Below are 21,838 nucleotides of genomic sequence, written 5' to 3'. Positions count from 1 at the left end.
GGTCAGATCAACCGCTTGAAGACGATTAAGCGCGCAATGTACGGCAGAGCGGGTCCAGAGCTTCTCAGAGCGCGGATGATGCCAATCAAATTGGCCAATCTCCACACAAAGTGAGGCAGATCCTTTAATCGTAAGACAACGCATACAGTAATTTCAACGAGATAGCGCCGCACCTAATTTAAGAGTTGGGCATCTATTGATCCGGCCCAATTTAAGTTCGATTTTGCGGCAAAAAAACCGAGTCAGATGAATCACTTCGCCAAGTCAGCAATCGAACTTAAATTGGGCCGGATCAATAATGTGAGATTCGCGGCCGTAGGAAGGATGGCTTCCTCCGACCGATCTTCATTAGGACTGCGCGCTCCTGAAACGCTAGCCTTAGGCATAGACCCGAAAAACTTGTAACTCGTTCAGCGTCGCCGCACCATTCTTGATCATATCAGCAGCCTTTTCACCGATCATCATGCTCGGCGCATTCGTGTTTCCGCTTAGGAGCACGGGCATGATAGATGAATCGGCAACCCTGAGACCCTGGATTCCCCGCACCCGGAGTTGCGGATCGACAACCGCGTCATCATCGATACCCATCTTGCAAGTGCCGACCGGATGATAATCGCAGCAGGCGTATTGGCGGACGTATGCCATGATGTCCTGCTTCGACTTCGCATCCGGACCCGGCAACCGTTCAATCTTTATGTACTTGGCGATTGCGGGCTGGGACAGGATTTCGCGGGTCGTCTCAATCGATGTCAAGGACATGTTCCGATCGTATTCATCGCCGTGATAGTTCGGGTCAATCAACGGCTCGTCGGCTGGATTGGAAGAACGGAGGCCGATCGATCCGATGCTCCTTGGCCTTAGGAAAGTGGTATTCACCGTGAAGCCATGGCCATCAAGGCGCGTCTGGCCGCCGCGCACGACCATCGCCGGAGCGATATGGATCTGCATGTCCGGTCGGCCGTTCTTCGCGCTGGAGGCAAAACCGCCACCCTCAACGATCACCGACGCGGCAGGACCATTCCGGTAGAGCAACCAACGCAGGCCATGCAGTGCGGCCTGTGGTAACCGATCCTGTCCATCGTAGCTGATAGGATCCTTCAGAGTAACATGCACATTCGAGCACAGGTGATCCTGGAGATTTTTTCCAACGCCCTTGAGGTCATGCTTTGATTCAATGCCGATCTTCCGAAGCTCATCGGCGTCGCCGATCCCGGACAGCATCAACAGGCGCGGCGAGTTGATTGCACCGCTCGTGACAATGACCTCGCGATTGCAGTGGATGGACCGAACCGAGCGGCCTTGGGCAACTTCGACGCCAACAGCGCGGTCGCCCTCTAAGAGAATCCGGATCGCGCGAGACCCAGTCATAACGGTCAGGTTCTTCCGTGACTGGATCGGGCGAAGGTACGAGACCGCCGAACTGCGACGGAGCCCGTCGCGGCAGGTGACCTGATAGAGGCCGGCGCCGTACTGGGTCTCTCCGTTGAAGTCGGGATTGTAGGGCAGCCCCCAGGACTGGCAGGCACGGACGAAAGCCTTGGAAAGCTCGTGTGGGCTAACCTGATCGGATACCCAGAGCGGCCCGCCTTCGCCGTGATACTTGTTCACCAGACGGTCGTTGTCTTCGGACTTCCGGAAATACGGCAAGACGTCATCGTAGCTCCAGCCCTCGTTTCCGAGCGCAGCCCAGTTGTCGTAGTCCTCCCGCTGGCCGCGGATGTAGATCATTGCGTTGATCGAACTGGACCCTCCGAGCGTCTTCCCCTGGGGGTACCAGATCTCTCGGTTGTCGAGATTCTTCTGCGGCACGGTCTTGAACCGCCAGTTCACGCCCGGTCCAAACAGCTTCCCGATTCCACCCGGAATATGGATCATCGGGTTCCAGTCGCGGCTTCCTGCCTCAAGGAGCAGCACCTTCACGGAAGGATCTTCAGTCAGTCTGTTGGCGATGACGCATCCAGCCGAACCTGCGCCCGTGACGATGTAATCGTAGTTTTCCACTGCATTCCTCCCGATCCCGGATGGGATCAATCAACGTCCCTTGAACACCGGCGCCCGCTTTTCAGCAAAGGCCCGCAGTCCTTCCATTCTGTCTTCGGTGGCGAAAGCCTCGACGGTCAGACGCCGCTCCTCCAGTAGACCTTCAGCCAGCGGCAATTCGAACGCGACTTGTACGGCGCGCTTGGCATATGGTGTGATCGCGACCGAGCGGGCTGCAATAGACGAGGCCACCTCCACGGTTCGCGCTATCAGGGCGTCCGATGGGACAACCTCGCTAACGAGGCCTTTCCGCTCGGCCACTGCCACTTCCACCATTTCTCCGGTCAGAATCATCTGCATCGCGAAAGAACGGCCGACGGCACGGGGCAGCCTTTGGGTGCCGCCATCTCCCGGAAAGGACCCGATCTTGATCTCCGGTGCAGCGAACTTCGCCACGTCCGCGGCGATGATGATGTCGCATACAAGGGCGAGTTCGAGTCCGCCGCCTAGGGCGAACCCATTGACGGCCGCAATAAGTGGCTTCGAGAAGGCCTCAATCCTGTTCCAGCGATCAAGACGGTCGGGATCGACATAGGATTCGACCCCGCGCTGCAACATGTCGGAGATATCGGCCCCGGCGGAAAATGCTCGTCCATTCCCGGTGAGGATAACGCATCCGATCGCCGGATCGCCCTCGGCGTCGGCAAGGATCGCGACCAGATCCTTGAGAAGCTCCTTGGAAAGAGCGTTCAACTTCTCCGGCCTGTTCAGCCTGAGCAGCAGCACTCCCTCGGCAGGGCGTTCTTGCAGGACGAGCATTTCAGCCATTGCTATGCGACCTTCTTGTAGAGCGTTTCCGACGTGAGACCCGCTTGCGCCAGGCACCGCCGGATTTTTTCGATTTCTGCGCCCGTCGGCTTAACGAGTGGCGGCCGCACATAGGCTTCCTCCCAACGGCCAAGAATGACAAGAGCCTCCTTCATGCGGTTGTGCATGTCGAGGAGCGGATGGTCGTAGAACGCCCGCACCGTCGGGTAGATCTTCTCATTGATTTCCTTCGCAGCGTTGAGGTCTCCAGCCTTGACCGCGCGGAACAATGCGACCTGCAGGTTGGCAATGACCGAGCCGGCGCCCGAAAGCAGGCCGTCGCAGTCTAGAGCCAGGGAACCGAGCAACCACCCGCTGTGCGTGGTCAGCGTGCGAACTGGGCGGTCGAGCGCTCTGAGTTCGCGAATCTGACGCTCATGCAGGTTTCCATCACCACAATTGTCTTTGATCGCCTTGATCGACGAGAAACGAGTGCAAAGATCCAGAAGCGTCGGCAGAGGAATGGCGAGATTGGAATTCAGTGGGAACTGGTAGTGGATGATCGGCAGATCCGATGCATCCGTAATGCGCTTGTAGTGTTCGTGGATCATTTCCGGGCGCAAGTGCCCGCCGAGCGACATGATTTCGGGCGGAAACACCAACAGGCCATTCGCACCCTCGTCCTGAGCTTTGCGGGCGATGCGCGCCGCCTCCAGGCTTGAGTTCGTGTAGACTGCCACGATAGTGGGCACGCGCTCCTGAAGCACTTCCTTGGTCACGGAGATTGCCCGGAACTGCTCGTCCACGGTGAGCGACGCGACTTCGGCGGCGTGGCCATTGATGGTGATCGCACTGATGCCTTCAACGGAGCTGACGTCCGCAAGGTGGTTGCGATAGGCCTTCTCATTGATCCCCATGTCGGCGGTGAACGGCATCAGGACGGCCGGAATAACACCTTGAGGATTGTCGTAATGGCGCACGGTTGTCATCGCTTGTTCCTTATGTTCGAGAATGGGGCCGCATCCTCGTGATGCGGCCCTTTCGTGCTGGGGTTAGATTCCCTTGCCCAGATACTGATCGACGTTCTCGCTGGAGACCTGGACGGTCGGCAGGATGATTTCCTTGTCGACGCTCTCGCCCTTGGCCATCTTGTACGCGGTCTCGATCCCTTCCGGAGCGCAGAACGGATAGATGAAGCAGGCCGACATCTTGCCGTCCTTGATCGCCTGGAATGCCGTGTTCTGGCCGTCCATGCCGATGACCTTCACGCCGTCGAGGCGGCCGGCAGCTTCCATGACCTGGATCGCACCAAGCGCCATCTCGTCGTTGTGTGCGTAGACGGCCTGGATTTCGCCCGGCTTGAAGCGCTGAAGCATGTCTTCCATGAACTTCACGGCCTTGTCGCGGGTGTAGTCGCAGTTCTGCTGCGCAACGACCTTGAATGCAGAGTTCCCGGCGATCGCGCTCTCGAAGCCCTTGTGACGGTCGTTCGTTGCAGACGCTCCGGCAGTGCCTTGAAGCTCGATGATGTTGCCGCCCTTCGGCAGCGCGCCGAGCAGGAACTTGCCAGCGCCTTCGCCGAGTGGAAGGTTCAGACCGCCGAGATGGCAGGTGACCTGGGTATTGACCTTGCGGTCAAGGGTGAGGACCGGAATGCCCTGAGCCATCGCATCCTTGACCACCGGTGTCAGCGCCTGCTCGGTGAGCGGCGAAATCACGAGCACCTTGATGCCCTGGGTCAGCAGGCTTTCAACGTCTGCAACTTGCTTGGCGGCATCGTTGTTGCCGTCGGTGACGATGATGTCGAGGTCCGGGTAGTGCTCTGCCGCATACTTCTTGTTTACTTCGACCATCGCGATGCGCCACGGATGGTTCATCGTGCCTTGGCTGAAGCCGATCTTGATCTTGTCGGCGGCGAAGGCGCCGCGCAGCGGCAATCCGACCGTGCCTGCAGCAGCAAGAGCCGCGGATATCGTGAGAAACTGTCGACGGTTGGTATTCATTATCTCTCCTCCCAAGGATGGACATTTACAACTATCCGCGCGTCACCATGACGCGACGGCATTCAGACCCGCTGACGGTGACGATAGACCTCGAACATGACGGCAGCGATGATGATGGCGCCCTTCACGATCTGCTGGGTGAACGGTGAGATGCCGAGCAGATTGAGAATGTTGGCAATGACTGCGATAATCGCGGCGCCGATGACGGTGCCGATAATGGTGCCTTCCCCGCCGAAGAGACTGGTGCCCCCGATCACGACGATAGCGATGGCCTCGAGCTCGAGGTTCGTGCCTGCGGTGGGCTCGCCGACAGTCAGGCGCGAGATCGTGATCAATGCCGTCAGAGAAGCCAGCAAGCCGGAGATGACGTAGACCGACATCAGGACCGCGCCGACTTTGATCCCCGCAAGGCGGGCGGCCTCAGCGTTGGAACCAACTGCGTAGATCTGGCGCCCGAAGGCAGTCGATCGGAGAACGATGAAGGCGATGAGTGCGACGCCAGCAAAGATCCAGATCGGAACAGGGACGCCCAGGAGGAAACCTCCGCCAAGGAAATAAAACGCGTCGGTCGCGTCGCCGAGGTTCTGCGGCTCGCCGTTTGCAATCGTCATGGCTATGCCGCGTCCCATGACCAGCGTACCCAGCGTCATGATGAATGGCGGCATCTGGAAGACAACGACACCCAGGCCATTGATCGCGCCGAAAACGACACCCATCAGTAGCGCGAGGACCATCACCACCGGGATCGGCGTCCCGGATGACAGAAGCATTGCGCTCGTGACGGCTACCACCCCAACGATCGATCCGACCGATAGGTCAATGCCGCGCGTCAGGATCACGAAGGTCATGCCAATACTAACGATGCCGAACAGCGCGATCTGGCGACCGACATTCATCAAGTTTCCGACCTGAAGGAAGCTCGGCGACAGGTAGATCGCCACCGCGCACAACGCGACGAGAACCCAGAACAAGCCGAGGCTTTGGATGAGCGACCACGCCCGCGCTGATGCGGGCGGCTCTAGTGTCGCGTCTCTTGGAGTTGCCATGTGGGCCATTCCTCTCTCCTCCCAATTCGTTCGACGGCTCAGTTGAGCCGGTTGTTGAGCCAATCGACGGCGACAGCGATGCCGCCTTCGTCGCAGGACGGCCCGGTGAAGGCCGCAAAACTCTTGATTTCATCGATTGCGTTGCCGACGGTCAGCGCGACCTGCGCCCAGCGGAGCATCTCGACATCGTTTTCAGCGTCGCCCGCCGCAGCGCAGGCATCTCGTCTCATCCCGAGGTGCTCGGACAGAAATTCGATCGCCACGCGCTTCGAGACCCCCGGCGGGTTGATCTCCAACAACCTCCAGTGCGATCTCACCAAGGAGAGCGATGCACCGAGCTCTTGCTGCAAGACGTTGAATGCAGCATCGTCATTCCGATCGGTGCGCACGCACATGATCTTCCCCGGCTCGCCCGGGAGGTCGTCGAGCGTATCAACAATTGCCAGGCTTTCTCCGGTGATCTTCACCTCGTGCTCGACAACGGCATTGGTCGATAGGGCGTAGACCCGGTCATGCCCGTACCAGAGAGCATTCAGCCCAAGTTCTGCCGCCATCCGCATGGCGGCGAGTCCTTGCTCCCGATCGATCGTCGTTGATGCGAGCGAGACACCTGACCGAAGGTCGCCAATCCATCCACCATTGAAGCAAGCTGCGAGCGACGTGAGACCGAGACGCTCCGCATATGGACGGAGAGCTTCCGGGGATCGAGCCGATGCCAGAACGACTTTGACGCCATTCTTCTGAAGCCGACCGATCGCATCCACCACACGCTCAGGAAGCACGTAGTCGTGCGTCAGCAGTGTGCGGTCGACATCCGAAACCAGCAGGGAGATGGATTGGGTAGCGCTCATTTTGCGAACACCGGCTCGCGCGGACCAGTGTGGAGAAACAGCGTCTTGATCTGCGTGAATTCCTCGAACCCGGCCTGGCCCATTTCATAGCCGAAGCCCGAACCCTTGACGCCAGTCAGCGGAAGCTGCGGCGCGCCGTCGATGATCGTGTTTGCCTGTACCCAGCCGCTCTTCAGACGGCGGGAGATTGTCATGACCGTGTCGATGTTCTTCGACCAGACGTAATTCGACAGGCCGTAGATGCTGTTGTTGGCGAGCTCGATTACTTCGTCGAGCGTGTCGAAGCGGGTGACGCTCAGGACGGGTCCGAAGATCTCCTCCTGGAAGATGGTCATCTTGGGAGTGACATGATCGAATATGGTCGGCTCGACAAAATTGCCGGCGCTGTTCTCGACGACGTTGCCGCCGGTCAGAAGCTCCGCGCCTTCAGTGCGGCCGGAGTCGACGAGGCTCATCACCTTGGAGAGGTGCTTGCTGTCGATCATCGCACCAATATCGGTGTCGTCGTCGAAGGGATTGCCAACCTTCAGAAGTGCGGCACGTTCGCTGACGCGGCGAACGAAGTCATCGGCAATCGATGACTGCACGAACAGGCGCGAACCAGAAACGCAGCATTCGCCGTTGTTGAAGAATACGCCCATCAACGCGCCGTCCACGGCCGCGTCAAGATCAGCGTCGGCGAAGACGATGTTTGCAGACTTTCCGCCGAGCTCAAGCGAGGTCTTCACGATATTCTTCGCGGACGCCTCGATTACCGTCTGGCCAATCCGTGTGGATCCAGTGAACGAGATGAAGTCGACATCGGAGTGCTCCGTCAGCGACTGACCGATCACTGATCCCTTGCCGCTCACCACGTTGAACACACCGTCGGGAACCCCTGCTTCGGTTGCGAGGGCTGCCAGCTCAAAGGCGCTTCCAGAGGTGAATTCGGAAGGCTTGACGACAACGGCACACCCCGCAGCGAGTGCGAACGGAACCTTCTGCATAAGGATCAGTGCCGGGAAATTCCATGGAGTGATGAGAGCGACGACACCCACCGGCTCGCGCATCAGCAGCGCCGTCTTGTTCGCGCCGAGATTGGTGTAGGTCGTCCCGGACATCTGCATCGCCAGGGAAGCGGCGTAACGGATCAAACCGACACAGCCTCCGATGTCACCTCTGGCGAAGCGAATGGGCTTGCCAACTTCCTCGACCTCGATGCGAACCAACTTGTCGAAGTTGCGCTCGACGAGGTTTGCGAACTTGTTCAGCACCTCTGCCCGCTGCATGCCACTCATCTGTGGCCATGGGCCGTGATCGAAAGCCTTGCGTGCCGCAGCGACGGCGCGGTCCATGTCCGCCACCTGACCGCTGGCAAACTGGGCGACAAGCTCCCCGCTTGCCGGGGATGTACGGTCGACGTAGGAGGCGCTTTCGCCTTCATACCGACCGTTGATGAAGTGGGTGTACTTGCGTGTGGACATTTCCATTCTCCTCAATTCCATACCGCGTGCGACATCAGAGATTCCTCGGTGGCGCCCCTGCCATCGACGATGGCCGAAACCGATCCCTGCCTCATGACCATGATGCGGTCACACATCCCGAGAACCTCGGGCAATTCCGATGAGACCATCACGACGCTTGCGCCGAGGGTCGAAGTGAGCTGAACGAGCAAGTCGTAGATTTCACGCTTCGCAGCGACGTCGACGCCGCGGGTTGGCTCGTCCACCAGCAGGATGGTGGTGCCTGCGTTGAGCTGCCGGGCGATCCCGCATTTCTGCTGGTTGCCGCCTGAGAGCGTGCGTACCCGGGTGGCGCCGGACGGCGTCTTGATCCGCATTTGTCGGATGTAGTTGGCGACCTTTTCGCGCTCCTTACCGGAGCGTAGCAGCCCGCCGGACATCATCTCGCCCAGCGCGGAAATCGTGACGTTGAAAGCGACCGACTGATCGAGAAACAGCCCTTCCGTCTTCCGATCTTCAGGAAGCAGCCCGATCCCGTTGGACAGCGCCACACGAGGGTTGCGAACGTCCAGCTTCTCGCCGTCGATCTTGATCTCGCCGCTGTCGATCCTGTCAGCGCCAGAGATCGCGCGGAGAACCTCAGTGCGACCCGAGCCTGCAAGACCGCAGATCCCAAAGATCTCGCCACGGCGGACCTCGAACGAGATATCGTTCAGCACGCCCTTGCGATTCACATTGCCGACGGACAGCCGGATCTGCTCCTGGGGAGCTGGTCGACTCGGGAAGATGTCGTTCATCTCGCGGCCAACCATCTGACGGATGATATCGGCGGTGGTGGTACCTTCGATCGGTGCGCTCGAAATCATCTGACCGTCGCGGAGGACCGTCACGTCCTGGCAGATCTCGTAGAGCTCCTTGAGACGGTGCGAAATGTAAACGAATGAAACGCCCTCTTCGCGGCTCAGCGTTCGGATGAGCTCGAACAGATTGTGCAACTCGCTGTCGCCGAGCACGGCCGATGGCTCGTCAAGAACGATGATCCGGGCGTCGCGGGAGATCGCCTTGGCAATCTCGACCATCTGCCGCTGAGCAACGCTCAAGCGATCAATGCGCGCGGCCGGATCCACCTTGAAGTTCAGCTTCGCCAGGATTGCCCGAGCGTCGGCACGCGCCTTCCGCCAATCGACGGTTCCGAAGCTCGTCTTGGGAAGACGGCCCAGGTAAATGTTCTCGGCCACGGTCAGATGCGGAGCCTGAGCGAGTTCCTGGTAGATGACCGCAACGCCAAGCGCGAGCATCTTTTCCGGATTGGGATTGTCGATGTCCTTACCGTCGATGGCAACGGTGCCTTCCGAAGCCTGATAGGCGCCGGATAGGATTCGCATGAGTGTCGACTTGCCGGCGCCGTTTTCGCCAACAAGTCCGTGCACACTGCCTTTCGCCACCGAGAAGCTTACGTTCTTCAGTGCGTAGACGCCTGGAAATCGCTTATGGATTCCCTTCATCTCCAAAGCCGGAGCCGTCATAGCCTGCCTCCCAAAATTCCGTGAAATCGTTTTCTTGAGATTCCTAAGTTTAAAGCCTTGGAACCTGCATACCCCCGCCGATGTTGTAGACATCACCCGTGCTGAACGGGATGCCGCCGACCACAAGCGTCGCGATGCCGCGAGCGATGTCTTCGGGCTGCCCCCAGCGCCGGATGGCGGACAGGGCGCCGCTCTCAATACCGTCGCTGTACCGCTCGACGACGTCGGCGGTCATGTCCGTCCGGATCAGGCCGGGCCGAATTTCGTAGACATGGATGCCGTACTCAGCGAGGCGCAGAGCAAACTGCTGGGAAGCCATTGAAAGGCCCGCCTTCGATATGCAGTATGGTCCCTTCTCCGGAGAGACCAGATGGGCGTTCGCGGAGGTGATGAATACGATTGCCCGTTCCTGAGGCGAAACTTTCCGTTCGGCCATGCGGCGGGCAACCGCCTGGGTTAGGAAGAACGTACCGCGCAGATTGATGTCCAGCAGACGGTCAAAGCTCTCCTCCGACACGTCGAGCAGGTCGCCCCGTTCCGAGACCTGAACCCCGGCATTGTTGACAAGGCAGTTCACCACTCCGAGATCTGCTTCAACACGCGCAAGGAAATCTGCGTAGGATTCAGTCTTAGAGATATCGAGCTGGTAGAAGCGGGCCTTGCGGCCGCGCTCGCCAACCAGCTTCACCGTCTCGGCGCCGCCCTCGTCGCTCATGACATCGGCAACCGCGACATCGAATCCTGCGGCAGCAAGCTCGACGCAAATGGCACGTCCAATGCCGCGCCGCGCGCCGGTCACGATAGCAACACCACGTGGTGCAACTTCGGTAGCCATGGTCTTCTCCTCCCGGATCACGATATCCATCACGCAGCTCCCTTTGCCGGCTGCTCCGCGTCGGGTGCGGTGACCGCCTTCGACGCAAAGAGCTGCTCGACTTCCGACGGGGTGAAACCATGCTCGGCAAGAATTTCGCGGGTGTGCTCGCCAATATCGAGTGCAAGGACTCGAAGTTCGGGTACCTTGCCGTCATAGCGGTTGGGGTGGTTTACGAGGTGAATCTTCCTGCCGCGGACATCCACTTCGCGGAACACTTCCGAGTGCACAAGCTGCGGGTCGGAGAGAAGGTCATCGTAGTAGTTGACCGGAGCCCACCAAACATTGTGGCGATCAAACCGCTCTTCCAGTTCCGCGGTAGAGAATTTCGCCGTAGCCTGGGAAAGCGCTTCAGCAAATGCGTCACGCTCTTCGTACCGATTTCGGCCAACCAGTTCACGCAGAGCGTCACTCTCGACGGCTTCGGCCAGATCCTTCGTTTCGCACAGCGAAACCACGACATGGCCGTCGGTCGTCGGATAGACGCCGTAAGGCGCCTGATGGAACCAAGTGGCAAGGCTCTTCTGACGATCGAGCGCCTTGCGCTCGATCTGCCCGGCAAACCAGTTCACGAGCGGCTCCGTCTGGAGATCGATACCGGAATTCAAGAGACTGCCCTCGACGCGGGTTCCCTTTCCTTCCCGGAAGCGACGAACAAGCGCTCCCAGGATACCCATGGCAAGCAGCGCGCCGCCGTGCTGATCGACGACCGCGGCACCCACTGGCGTCGGACCGCCCTGAGGATTGCCCGTAACACTGATCAAACCCGAACGCGCCTGAACGAGAAGATCCTGTCCCGGCTTACCAAGCAGCGGACCGCTCGATCCAAAGCCACTGGCGGAGGCGAAGATAAGAGTGGGATTGAGGCGCTTGAGCTCTTCCTCATCGAAGCCCAGCCGAGCAAACACGCCAGGGCGGAAGTTTTCAAGGACGACGTCGGCCTCCTTGATAAGCTTGCGAGCGACTTCCTTGCCAGACGGGCTCTTGAGGTCAATCGCGATCGAGCGCTTATTTCGATTGGCGCAGAGATAGAAACCACTGACACCCTCCACGTAGACGTCCGCGCCCGACCAGGCACGTTCATACGCACCCGTAAGCGGTTCCACCTTGATCACGTCGGCACCCATGTCGGCGAGATACTGGTCGGCGGCTGGCCCCTGCAGAAAGTGGCAGAAGCTTACGATTTTGATTCCATTTAACAGCATGTTTCCTCCCATGCGTTCGTGAAAACGATTTCTCATATTTTCACAGCACTGTCAACATTTGCGCATAAAATTTAAAAAAGTTGTCTTTCCTAGGTATTTCTGCGATAAATCGATTTCACAAAGGCAAGCCGGGGAGGAAATCTGTGAGCGTTGATACCGATCGCCTGGATACGAAAATCGTAGACGTGGCGAAGAAGGCTGGCTGTTCCCCGGCAACCGTGTCTCGCGTCCTAAACAACAATCCGAAGGTTGGCCTCGACGTCCGCGAAAAGGTCCTCAAGGCTGCCATGGAACTCGGCTATGTTCCGAATGGATCTGCAAGGGCTCTTCGTTCAACGCGATCGCGACTGGTTGGCGCTGTCATTCCGACCTTGGATCACGCGATCTACGCGACAATGATGAACTCGCTTCAGGCGAGGCTGGCCGAAAAGGATGTTTCGATCATCGTCAGCACGTCCGGATACGATATCGACATGGAATACGAGCAGGTGCGCCTGCTCGTCGAACGTGGGGTCGAAGCGATCGTCCTCGTCGGCACGATCCATCGTCCGGAGACCATTGCGTTGCTCGAACAGCGCAGCATCGCCTATGTATTCACCTACACGTCGGCTTCTACCGATGTCGGAGCTGCGATCGGCTTCGATAACGAGAAGGCTGGCAGGATGGCCGCGCGATACCTTCTCGATCTCGGTCATACACGTCTGGCGATGATCGCCGGCATCACCGAAAATAACGACCGCGCGGCGGCCCGCCGCGACGGCTTCGTTGCCGAACTGGAAAAGCAGGGCATCGCAAGATCCGAGATCGCATTGCTCGAGTCCGCTTACAAGATTGAAGGCGGCCGCAACGCGATGAAGCGGCTGATGGAAAAGCCTGAACGGCCGACCGCAGTCTTTTGCGGAAGCGATATCATTGCTGCGGGTGTCATTAAGTACTGTCATGAGAGCGCGATTGCGGTCCCGGGAGATATCTCCGTGCTCGGCTTCGACAATCTGGAGATTGCGGAGATTACGACACCCGACCTGACAACCGTCGAGGTACCCGCGCGGGAAATGGGCACTATTGCGGGCGACTATCTGCTGGCAACGACTGCCCAGCGCCAGCATATGCGCCAGCGCGAACTTCCTCTTCGGCTGGTGGTGCGCGCCAGCACCGCCCCGATCGCGCGATAAGAGGGAGACCTGTGCAGTATCTTGTGATTTCCCGACGCATCACCGAGCGGTTCTCCGAGGCCGACTTCGCGCCTCTCGTGCCGCATGAAGGTGCGAGAGCCCGCCAACTCTACGCCGCCGGCTTTACCCGTCAGATCTGGCATCGTGGTGATCAACCAGGCGCATGCCAGATCGTGGAAGCAGATAGCATCGAGGGCGTAAGAGCAAACCTTGCGACGCTTCCGCTTGCTGCTGCCGGCATGATCGAATTCGATATCATTCCCCTGATGCCATATGCAGGCTTCAATCCTTGAACCATCTTCGAAAGACAGACATGCAGGATCCCCGAGCATTTCTCGTGAGCCTTTTCGACGCCGCAGTCGAGGCCGCCAACCCAGATCATTGCCTTCGTTGCTTTCTTCCTGACGTGCCTCGCGGGCGCACCATCGTCGTGGGCGCCGGCAAGGGAGCCGCGCAGCTCGCTAGAGCCCTGGAAAGCCAATGGCCAGGCACGCTCGAAGGTGCAGTCGTGACACGCTATGGCTATGGAACTGCCTGCGATCATATCGAGGTGATGGAGGCCTCTCACCCGGTTCCGGACGATGCCGGACTTCGGGCATCCGCGAGAATGCTCGACCTGGTCGGCAATCTCACGCCCGACGATCTGGTCATCGCGCTTGTCTGCGGCGGGGGATCAGCATTGCTTCCGGCCCCACCGGAAGGCTTTGACCTTGATGATGAGATTACGCTCAACGAAGCACTGCTGAAGTCGGGAGCTCCCATCTCAGCAATGAATGCGATCCGCAAACAATTCTCTCGCATCAAAGGGGGGCGACTGGCGGCCGCGGCTTATCCTGCAAAGGTCGTGTCACTTGTCGTCTCGGATATCCCGGGTGACGACGCGGCGCTTGTCTCGTCGGGACCGACGATACCGAACGCCAGCACTCCCGATGATGCCCTGGCGATTGTGGATCGCTACCGGATCGAACTTCCGGCTCGTATCATCGAACACCTCCGCTCGACCAAACCGGCTCCTCTGCCTGACGACCCGGTGTTTCAACGAAATACCGTCAACGTCGTGGCGTCGGCGAAAGTCTCTCTGGAGGCCGCCGCCGCAGCGTCGGCGACGAAGGGCATCCCCGCAGTGATCCTGTCGGACTCTCTCGAGGGCGAAGCACGTGAGGCCGGGGCATTTCACGCCGCGCTCGCAAGAGAGATCGAAAGCAATGGCCGGCCCTTTGAACGGCCAGTCGTCCTTCTTTCCGGGGGAGAGACAACCGTCACCGTGAAGGGCAATGGGAAAGGAGGTCGAAACACCGAATTTTTGCTTTCGCTCGCCCTGGGTATCGCATCGACCAAGGATATTCACGTGCTTGCGGCTGACACAGACGGTATTGACGGCAGTGAGGACAACGCCGGGGCGTTCGTTGACAGCGGAACGCTCGACCGGATGCTTTGCCGCGGAATCCAAGCCGAGAGCTATCTAGTGTGCAACGACGCTTGGACCGCCTTCGCGGCGGTTAGTGATCTCTTCGTCTGTGGTCCAACTGGCACGAACGTCAACGATTTCCGAGCAATATTGGTATCCTAGAAAAGCCGTGGAGGTGTTGAATGTTCCAGCGGCAAGAACTGGTGCGGTTTCAGCACTGCGACCCTGCCGGGATCGTGTTTTATCCGCGCTACGTAGAGATGATCAACGCGACCATCGAGGACTGGTTTGCACAGGCGGTCGGCACTGATTTTGCAAAGATTCATGGTGAGTTGAAAAGTGCGATCCCGGTCGTATCGCTAAAGATTGATTTTCACGCACCAAGCCGCCTGGGAGAAAGGCTTGACTTTAACCTGGCTATTGAAAAGCTGGGTTCGACTTCAATCAAAATTCATGTGTCCGCTTCAGCCGGTGGTGGGGTCCGACTAAGCGCGTTAGTCACGTTAGTACATATCAGCTTGGAGGATTATCGTCCCCGCCCTTGGCCCGACGCCATCCGAAAGAGCTTTGCTTCCTAGTTCCAGTTCCATTGCGATAAATGGCGGAGCGATGCAATCATCTGCACAAAGCCGAAGTGATCGCTAGCTGTGCCTTGCACGCGTTGAAGCAACCGGTCCAGTGAGAATCACTCTTGAAAGATTTTCACTGAAAATTCCGACTTTTCACCTTCAGCGTATCGATATGAAGATCCGGCGTGAACATGTCCCGCGGGACAACCGGCTTCGGCCGTTCCCGTGAATCCGGCCCACCGCCCCCATGGGCAAACTCATCGCCTCGTCCCGTTGGCAGCTTGAACTCGACATCCCGACCGGCCAGGCCAACGAGATCGCCCGACAGGTCGAACAGTTGCTGTGCGACGAGGTGCACGACTTCCCCTTCCCGCTGAATTCGCCCATTGATTGCCATCATCGAAGATCCCAACACCACGCGCCGGCGCTTCTCGAACAGCGAAGGCCATACTACGACATTGGCGGGCCCGGTCTCGTCCTCGATGGTGATGAACATGACGCCTTTGGCTGATCCCGGCTTCTGTCGGACAAGCACGAGACCGGCGGTATAAACCCACCGGCCGTCCCGCGCGCTCATTGCCTCTGCGCAGGTGATGATATTTCGTGCCGAAAGGTCCTTTCGCAGAAAGGCCACTGGATGCTGCCGCAGGGTAAGCCCGGTATGGCTGTAATCCTCAATGACGTTGTGCCCGTCCGTCATCTGCCGAAGGGCGACCTGCGGCTCCTGCTGCTCGGCAATGGCTGCCATCTCCCGCTCGGCCGCAGCGGCAAACAACGGCAATGGCTCGTCTCGCAATGCCTTGATTGCCCACAAGGCATCGCGCCGTTCGAGTTTGAGCGATGGCAGAAAGGCATCGGCCTCTGCCAGCTGGACAAGCGCTTCGGTCGGAACACTGGACCGACGCCACATGTCATCGACAGACACGAAAGCGCTGTTCATGCGGGCCGCCACGATCCGCGCTGCATCCGCGACAGCCAGTCCCCTCACCTGCCGGAAACCAAGCCGAACAGCATGTCGACCGGTGCTGCCGATCCTTTCCAGCGTGCAGTCCCATCGCGAGCGGTTGACGCAAACCGGCCTCACCTCAACGCCATGCTTGATCGCGTCCCCGACGATCTGGGCCGGAGCATAAAAGCCCATCGGCTGACTGTTGAGCAGTGCTGCGCAAAACACGTCCGGATAGTGGCACTTGATGTAGTTCGAGGCATAGGCAATCAGCGCAAAAGAGGCTGCATGGCTTTCCGGAAAGCCGTAGGAGCCAAAACCTTCGAGCTGCGAGAAGGTCTTTTCGGCGAACTCCGGTGAGTAGCCGTTTTTCACCATGCCGGAGACGAGCTTGTCCTTGAAGCGAGAAACGCCGCCGGTGAACTTGAAGGTCGCCATCGACTTGCGCAACTGGTCGGCCTCCCCACCAGTAAAACGGGCGCAGACCATGGCGACACGCATGGCGCTCTCCTGAAACAACGGCACACCCAGGGTCTTGCCAAGCACAGCCTCAAGCTCGGGTGTGGGATATTCAACGGGCTCCTTGCCTTCACGGCGGCGAAGGTAGGGATGCACCATGTCGCCCTGGATTGGGCCTGGCCGCACGATCGCCACCTGTACGACGAGATCGTAGAAGGTGCGAGGTTTTAACCGCGGCAGCATCGCCATCTGGGCTCTGGATTCAATCTGAAAGGTGCCGAGCGTGTCGGCCTTGCGGATCATCGCGTAGGTTGCGGCATCCTCTTGGCGGATATTCGAAAGATTGAGATCTTCGCTCTTGTGTTCGCGGATCAGATCGAAAGCCTTGGCCATGCAGGTCAACATGCCAAGTGCAAGGACGTCCACCTTCATGAACTTCAGTGCCTCGACGTCGTCCTTGTCCCATTCGATGATCTGCCGGTCTTTCATCGTCGCCGGCTCAATCGGCACGAGGTCATCGAGCCGGTCATGGGTGAGGACAAAGCCGCCGGGGTGCTGACCGAGATGGCGCGGGGCGCCCATCAGCTGCTGTGCCAGTTTCAGGGTGAGCGCCAGACGCCGGTCGTCGGGGTTCAGATTGAGCTCGCGGATATTCTGATCCGGCACTTCCTCCGACCATGACCACATGCCTGATGATAGCGCCTTGATCACATCTTCAGGCAGGCCGAGCGCCTTGCCGACATCGCGGATCGCTCCCTTTGCACGATACCGCGTAACAGTGGCGCAAAGTGCCGCCTTATCTCTCGTGTAGGTCTTGTAGATCCACTGAATGACCTCCTCGCGCCGTTCATGCTCGAAGTCTACATCGATATCCGGCGGTTCGTCGCGCTCCTGGCTGACGAAACGCTCGAAGAGCAGATCATTGGTGGAGGGGTCGATCGAGGTGATGCCGAGAATATAGCAGACAGCGCTGTTGGCGGCGGACCCCCTGCCCTGGCAGAGAATCCCTTGGCTTCTCGCAAAGCGCACGATCGAAAACACGGTCAGGAAGTAGGGCGCATACTTCATGGCGCGGATGAGATCGAGCTCATGCCGCACGGTCTTCAACACATCCGGCGGCAGTCCTTCCGGATACCGATCGGGCACGCACTCCCAGACATAATGCTCCAGCGAGGCCTGGGCGTCCTTGCCAGGCACGATTGCTTCCTCCGGATATTGATAGGTCAGCTCCTCCAGTGAAAACGTGCAGCGGCGAACGATCTCCAACGTTCGTGCCAATGCCTCCGGGTATCGGGGAAACAATCGCTGCATCTCCTCCGGCGGCTTCAGAAATCGGTCGGCATGACGCTCACGCTCGAAACCGACATCATCGATCGTGGTGTTGTGCCTGATACAGGTGACGATGTCCTGCAATTGCCGCCGGCCCGGCTCATGAAACAGCACGTCATTGGTGACGACGGTCTTTACCTTGAACCGTGCCGACATGTTGGAAATCTCATGCAGGCGCAACTGGTCGTTCGGTCGCCGACGCAGACAGAGAGACACGTAAGCGCGATCGCCAAACAGCTCAGCCGTCTTGCGAAGCTGCGCGGCGCAGGTGGCATCCGGCAGATCCGGCACGAGAATGCCGATCATACCTTCCGAATAGGCGACGATATCGTCCCAATGCAGGATGCAGTTGTTCTTGCCGCCGCGCGATTTGCCGAGCGTGATCAGCCTCGTCAGGCGCGAGTAGGCAGCGCGATCCATCGGATAGACGAGCAAAGACATGCCATCGGCCAAATCGAGGCGACATCCGACGACAAGCCGGACCCGCGTCGCGCGGGATGCTTCAAGTGCGCGGACGATGCCTGCGAGAGAATTGCGATCAACGACGCCGATCGCACTGATCCCAAGGAGTTTTGCAGTATCAAACAACTCCTGCGCCGACGAGGCACCACGCAGAAAAGAAAAATGTGTCGTGACCTGAAGCTCCGCATAGCTCATGCGAAGATCCCGTGGCAGAACCAGCGATGAGAGCCGGTCTCAGGATCAACCCCGTCGCCGGAGCGGAACACCCACAGGCGCTCGCCGGATTCGTCCTCGATGACGAAGTAGTCGCGCACGGCGTCCATCTCGGCGTCGCGCTGCCACCACTCCCCGAAGATGCGTTCCGGGCCATCGGCGCGCTTCACTTTGCGACGTTTGCCACGCCAGACGATGGAGACCGGTGGGCGGTCAGGCATCAGGGCGATCGCCTCGATCAACTCCGGATGTGTCAAAAGCCGAACCGGCCGGCGCCAATGGCTGACCCAGGAAACGGCGATGGCTTGAGCAACAGGACTGATCCGCTTCACGGAGCGCTCCGGCACATCGGAGGCGACCGGTGCGACGCGATAAACCCGCTGCCCACGGTTTCCGTAGATATCGATGAGCGGCGTCACATCGGTGATGTCATCCTCGACCAGAGCAGAGACTTTCTGCGCCTCTTCCAATGGCTCGGCCAGAACGGCAACAAGGGTGAGCTTCTCGATCCCGAAACCCGGCTCGATCTTTTCCGTCCGATCCCGAAACAGTTTCGTCAGCCAGGCGATATCGCGGGCCGGCTTGGCGGTGCCTGCGCGAATGGCCTGTCTGGTACCGTCGACCCTCTCGACGATCAGGTCGGCGCGGCGCACGCCAAGGCCGCGCTTCTGGAGCTCATCGACCAGTTGGACGACGAGGCGACCGACATATTTGTCGATGGTTTCGGCTGCGCCGATCGGTTCGGCGAAGGCCTTCGATACTTCAACCAGCTCTGCGGTGCGGATCGGTTCGATCGGCTCGGCGACACGACAGAGCATCTGGTCGAGACGGCGGCCAACCTCCGGACCGAAGCGCAATGTCAGCGGGGCTCGCGGGGTATTTGCAAGCTCACCGATCGTCTGGAAACCAAGGATGCGCAGATCGCTGACGACCTTGGACGGCAGACGCAAAAGCGAAATCTGCAGCTTTTCGACTGCTCGGACTGTCTCGCTCGGCGGAATCACGATCGTCTCGCGATTGATGGCGCGGGCGCAGGCATGGGCAGCACCCCAGCTGTCGGCGACCGCCACCCGAGCAGTCAGTTTTCGGGCGAGAAACTGATTGGCAATCTTCGTCACCATCTGCAGTTCACCACCCTGCAGGTGGTCGGCGCCTTCTGTATCCATGGCGATACCATCAATCCCGTCGACGGCGACGATTGGCGAATAGATCGTCAGCGCCCAGAGCGTGATCCGCTCAAGCGCGGCACGATCAGCTTCGGGATCTGCGTCAACCAGCATCAGGCCGCGAAACAGCGACTGCGCCTTTGCCGCGGCCATGCCGACATGAACGCCGGCTTTTCTGGCAGCTGGATCCGCAGCCGACACCCATCGCTTCGATCCGCTTCTCGCGATCACGGCGATTGGCTGTTCAGGCGGAATAGAGAGATCGGCTCGACGAATGCGCTCCGTCGGCAGATCCGGAAGATAGATCGAGACGACCCTTGTCATCGCACGCCCTCACGAGAAACTCAGCACACTCACCCGCTTTCACGCGCATCAATTCCAGAAACCATTGAGCCCTGCCCACCCCGGGGACTGGTAGTTCTTCCGACGGCATTACGCTGACCCGCCACCTGGTCGTTGAGGCCGTCGGTTGACCAAAATCGTTCGCTTCCGTCTGGCGCCGCCATCGTCGGACCGCGAGCGCCATGGTCCCGGTTCGCTCGGCTGCAAGCTGCAGGCGGCGGGAGCTGACCATGGGCAGGCGGACAAGTTCACCGACGACTGCGCCAAGTCCGCCGAAGGAAAGGCCCTCCTCCATATTGGCCAGCACGTCCTCTTCCTTGTCGGACTCCACGAAGATGACGCGGTCTGGGTGCAGGCCCACCTGGGCAAGCGCCGGAAAAAACAAATCCGGCCGCGTCAGGCACCAGATGACGGGTCCCTTGGTGCGTGCGGCAATGCCGGCGACACAGAGGGCCGCGGCCGCGCCATCGACAGTACCCGCTCCACCGCCTGCAAACTCGTGCAGCGCTCCATAGGCAAGACCACCACCAGGTAGCGCTGCATCGATCTCGGATACGCCGAAGGAAAGCGTTCCGGCCCGTTTAGCGGACGTTCCTTCCATTGACGCGATGCGGTCGCGCAAGTCGCAGATCACCCTCTGGCGGGCAGCAGTCATCGTTCACGGCTCCCTTCAAGGTCGTGTTGAAAGGATCGACATCATGTCGTACGGGCTATATGTTCATTGTTTGTTCTTATGGCGCACAAGAGTCAAGCGAGGAATATTATCCCAGCATTAGCGATTTTGAAGATTCGAAGCGGAATCAAGCGCGTACGGGAAAAAGAAATTTTGCGGGCCTCTTGGGTGATTTGGGTTCGCCCGGTGGATAGCGGGGACGGAAGCAAGGCGTCACAATGTTCTTAAGATTTTTGTGCTGAACTCTCTCAATGACGAAGCCACCGAGATCAAAGCCGCTCCTTCGTGATATCGAAACTCCGATCCGCTCAAAGCCGCGTCGGAAGCGCAATCCCGCACAGCCACAGCTTCTATTCGATCCGATGCCTGATCGCGTCGAGCCGGTGCTCGCGCAACTGAAGGCGCATCCGCCACGTGGCGATCAGTGGAGCTGGGAGCTGAAATGGGACGGCTACCGCCTGGCTGTCCATATCGAGCCGACAAGGGTGCGCATCCTCACCCGCGGCGGCCATGACTGGACGCACCGGTTTCCGGATATCGCAGAGGCTGCCCGGGCGCTCGGACCGGCGACGATGATCATCGATGGCGAGGCGGTGGTACTTGACGAAGAAGGGCGGCCGGACTTTGGCTTGCTGCAGCAGTCGCTCGGTGCCTCCGGTAAAACGGCCGGCAACCGCGCTTCTGACGCCATCCTCTATGCCTTCGATCTCTTGTACCTTGATGGGCATGATCTGCGCGGGGTAGAATACCGCTCGCGCCGCCATCTTCTTGAGGACACGCTCGATGGTAAGGACGGCGCCATCCGTCTTTCTGAAACACTCGACGCCGAGCCAACTGTCCTGCTCGAGAACGTCTGCCGCCTTGGCCTCGAAGGCATCGTCGGCAAGCAACTGGATCAACCCTATCGTTCCGGCCGGACCGGCGATTGGGTCAAGATCAAGTGTGTGCAGAGCGAAGCGTTCATGGTCGTCGGCTATGAACCATCCACGGCGTCGCCCGCCGGCTTCGGCTCTCTCGTGCTTGCCGCCCATCGTGGTCTTGATCTCGTCCATGTCGGAAGCGTCGGTACGGGCTTCAAGCAAGCTGAGATGATCAGGCTGCGCAAGATGCTGGACAAGCTGCGCTGGAAGCGGAAGCAGCCGCCTGTTCCCTATGCCGAAAAGGCAGACATCGTTTGGGTCGAGCCGACTTTGATTGCAGAGATCGAGTTTCGGTCCTGGACCGGAGACGGCAAACTGCGTCATCCGTCCTACAAGGGCTTGCGGGAGCGGCAGGACAACGCCGACGTTTACAAGCTCGACTAGCGAAATCGGCGACATACGTTAGATTGACTTGCACTCGACCCGAGCGAAGTGGATGGCGTTG

Annotated in this window: 18 protein-coding genes; 5 read left to right on the top strand and 13 right to left on the bottom strand. The window is 59.3% G+C overall.

Going from position 1 to position 21,838, the window contains the following annotated elements; all coding sequences use genetic code 11:
• Positions 1 to 378 precede the first annotated feature (378 nt).
• The 10 genes from DTW90_RS25505 to DTW90_RS25460 form a co-directional block, all read right to left on the bottom strand.
• Positions 379 to 2,001, bottom strand: a complete 1,623-nt coding sequence (locus DTW90_RS25505) for a GMC family oxidoreductase N-terminal domain-containing protein (RefSeq protein ID WP_149341889.1) — start codon at positions 1,999 to 2,001, stop codon at positions 379 to 381.
• Positions 2,002 to 2,031: 30 nt separating this feature from the next.
• Complete coding sequence (locus tag DTW90_RS25500) at positions 2,032 to 2,808, bottom strand: enoyl-CoA hydratase-related protein (protein WP_149341887.1); 777 nt, start codon at positions 2,806 to 2,808, stop codon at positions 2,032 to 2,034.
• 2 nt (positions 2,809 to 2,810) lie between these two features.
• Positions 2,811 to 3,776: a dihydrodipicolinate synthase family protein gene (locus tag DTW90_RS25495; protein ID WP_149341886.1), complete on the bottom strand. Its 966-nt coding sequence runs from the start codon at positions 3,774 to 3,776 to the stop codon at positions 2,811 to 2,813.
• Between the two features lie 63 nt (positions 3,777 to 3,839).
• Positions 3,840 to 4,790, bottom strand: a complete 951-nt coding sequence (locus DTW90_RS25490) for a substrate-binding domain-containing protein (protein WP_149341884.1) — start codon at positions 4,788 to 4,790, stop codon at positions 3,840 to 3,842.
• Between the two features lie 62 nt (positions 4,791 to 4,852).
• Positions 4,853 to 5,836, bottom strand: a complete 984-nt coding sequence (locus DTW90_RS25485) for an ABC transporter permease (protein WP_246665034.1) — start codon at positions 5,834 to 5,836, stop codon at positions 4,853 to 4,855.
• Positions 5,837 to 5,874: 38 nt separating this feature from the next.
• A complete protein-coding gene (locus DTW90_RS25480; RefSeq protein WP_149341880.1) occupies positions 5,875 to 6,687 on the bottom strand; it encodes an HAD family hydrolase in 813 nt (270 codons plus the stop codon).
• Positions 6,684 to 8,150 (bottom strand): aldehyde dehydrogenase family protein, encoded by a 1,467-nt coding sequence (locus DTW90_RS25475; RefSeq protein ID WP_149341878.1) that lies wholly within the window; start codon positions 8,148 to 8,150, stop codon positions 6,684 to 6,686. Before DTW90_RS25475 ends, DTW90_RS25480 begins: the two co-directional genes overlap by 4 nt.
• A gap of 11 nt (positions 8,151 to 8,161) precedes the next feature.
• The gene (locus DTW90_RS25470) at positions 8,162 to 9,655 is read right to left on the bottom strand and encodes a sugar ABC transporter ATP-binding protein (protein WP_149341876.1); all 1,494 of its coding nucleotides are present in this window, start codon (positions 9,653 to 9,655) and stop codon (positions 8,162 to 8,164) included.
• Positions 9,656 to 9,704: 49 nt separating this feature from the next.
• Positions 9,705 to 10,490: a 3-ketoacyl-ACP reductase gene (locus tag DTW90_RS25465; RefSeq protein WP_149341874.1), complete on the bottom strand. Its 786-nt coding sequence runs from the start codon at positions 10,488 to 10,490 to the stop codon at positions 9,705 to 9,707.
• Positions 10,491 to 10,519: 29 nt separating this feature from the next.
• Complete coding sequence (locus DTW90_RS25460; RefSeq protein WP_246665033.1) at positions 10,520 to 11,734, bottom strand: CaiB/BaiF CoA-transferase family protein; 1,215 nt, start codon at positions 11,732 to 11,734, stop codon at positions 10,520 to 10,522.
• A gap of 143 nt (positions 11,735 to 11,877) precedes the next feature.
• Between DTW90_RS25460 and DTW90_RS25455 the strand changes: the two genes are divergently transcribed.
• Genes DTW90_RS25455 through DTW90_RS25440 form a run of 4 tightly spaced genes read left to right on the top strand, consistent with a single transcriptional unit; the run spans position 11,878 to position 14,892 of the window.
• On the top strand, positions 11,878 to 12,906 hold the full coding sequence (locus DTW90_RS25455; protein ID WP_246665032.1) for a LacI family DNA-binding transcriptional regulator: 1,029 nt from the start codon (positions 11,878 to 11,880) through the stop codon (positions 12,904 to 12,906).
• A gap of 11 nt (positions 12,907 to 12,917) precedes the next feature.
• Positions 12,918 to 13,199, top strand: coding sequence for a muconolactone Delta-isomerase family protein (locus tag DTW90_RS25450; protein ID WP_149341872.1), 282 nt, complete (start codon positions 12,918 to 12,920; stop codon positions 13,197 to 13,199).
• Positions 13,200 to 13,219: 20 nt separating this feature from the next.
• Positions 13,220 to 14,476, top strand: coding sequence for a glycerate kinase (locus DTW90_RS25445; protein ID WP_149341870.1), 1,257 nt, complete (start codon positions 13,220 to 13,222; stop codon positions 14,474 to 14,476).
• Positions 14,477 to 14,496: 20 nt separating this feature from the next.
• Entirely contained in the window at positions 14,497 to 14,892 is a 396-nt protein-coding gene (locus DTW90_RS25440; protein ID WP_149341868.1) for a thioesterase family protein, read from the top strand.
• Positions 14,893 to 15,016: 124 nt separating this feature from the next.
• Here DTW90_RS25440 and DTW90_RS25435 read toward each other — a convergent pair whose 3' ends face one another.
• Genes DTW90_RS25435 through DTW90_RS25425 form a run of 3 tightly spaced genes read right to left on the bottom strand, consistent with a single transcriptional unit; the run spans position 15,017 to position 20,455 of the window.
• Positions 15,017 to 18,274 (bottom strand): error-prone DNA polymerase, encoded by a 3,258-nt coding sequence (locus DTW90_RS25435; RefSeq protein WP_149341866.1) that lies wholly within the window; start codon positions 18,272 to 18,274, stop codon positions 15,017 to 15,019.
• Entirely contained in the window at positions 18,271 to 19,782 is a 1,512-nt protein-coding gene (locus DTW90_RS25430) for a DNA polymerase Y family protein (protein ID WP_188080040.1), read from the bottom strand. The genes DTW90_RS25435 and DTW90_RS25430 overlap by 4 nt, the downstream gene beginning before the upstream one ends.
• The gene (locus tag DTW90_RS25425; protein WP_149341864.1) at positions 19,703 to 20,455 is read right to left on the bottom strand and encodes an ImuA family protein; all 753 of its coding nucleotides are present in this window, start codon (positions 20,453 to 20,455) and stop codon (positions 19,703 to 19,705) included. The genes DTW90_RS25430 and DTW90_RS25425 overlap by 80 nt, the downstream gene beginning before the upstream one ends.
• 269 nt (positions 20,456 to 20,724) lie before the next feature.
• On the opposite strand from DTW90_RS25425, the gene ligD reads away from it, so the two are divergent.
• A complete protein-coding gene (ligD, locus tag DTW90_RS25420) occupies positions 20,725 to 21,777 on the top strand; it encodes a non-homologous end-joining DNA ligase (RefSeq protein ID WP_149341862.1) in 1,053 nt (350 codons plus the stop codon).
• The last annotated feature ends 61 nt before the right edge of the window (positions 21,778 to 21,838 follow it).

This window comes from Neorhizobium sp. P12A, from assembly GCF_008365395.1.
In the GTDB taxonomy this organism is placed as follows: Bacteria; Pseudomonadota; Alphaproteobacteria; order Rhizobiales; family Rhizobiaceae; genus Rhizobium.
Note: the sequence above shows the minus strand (reverse complement) of the source record. Positions and strands in the feature narration are given on the sequence as shown.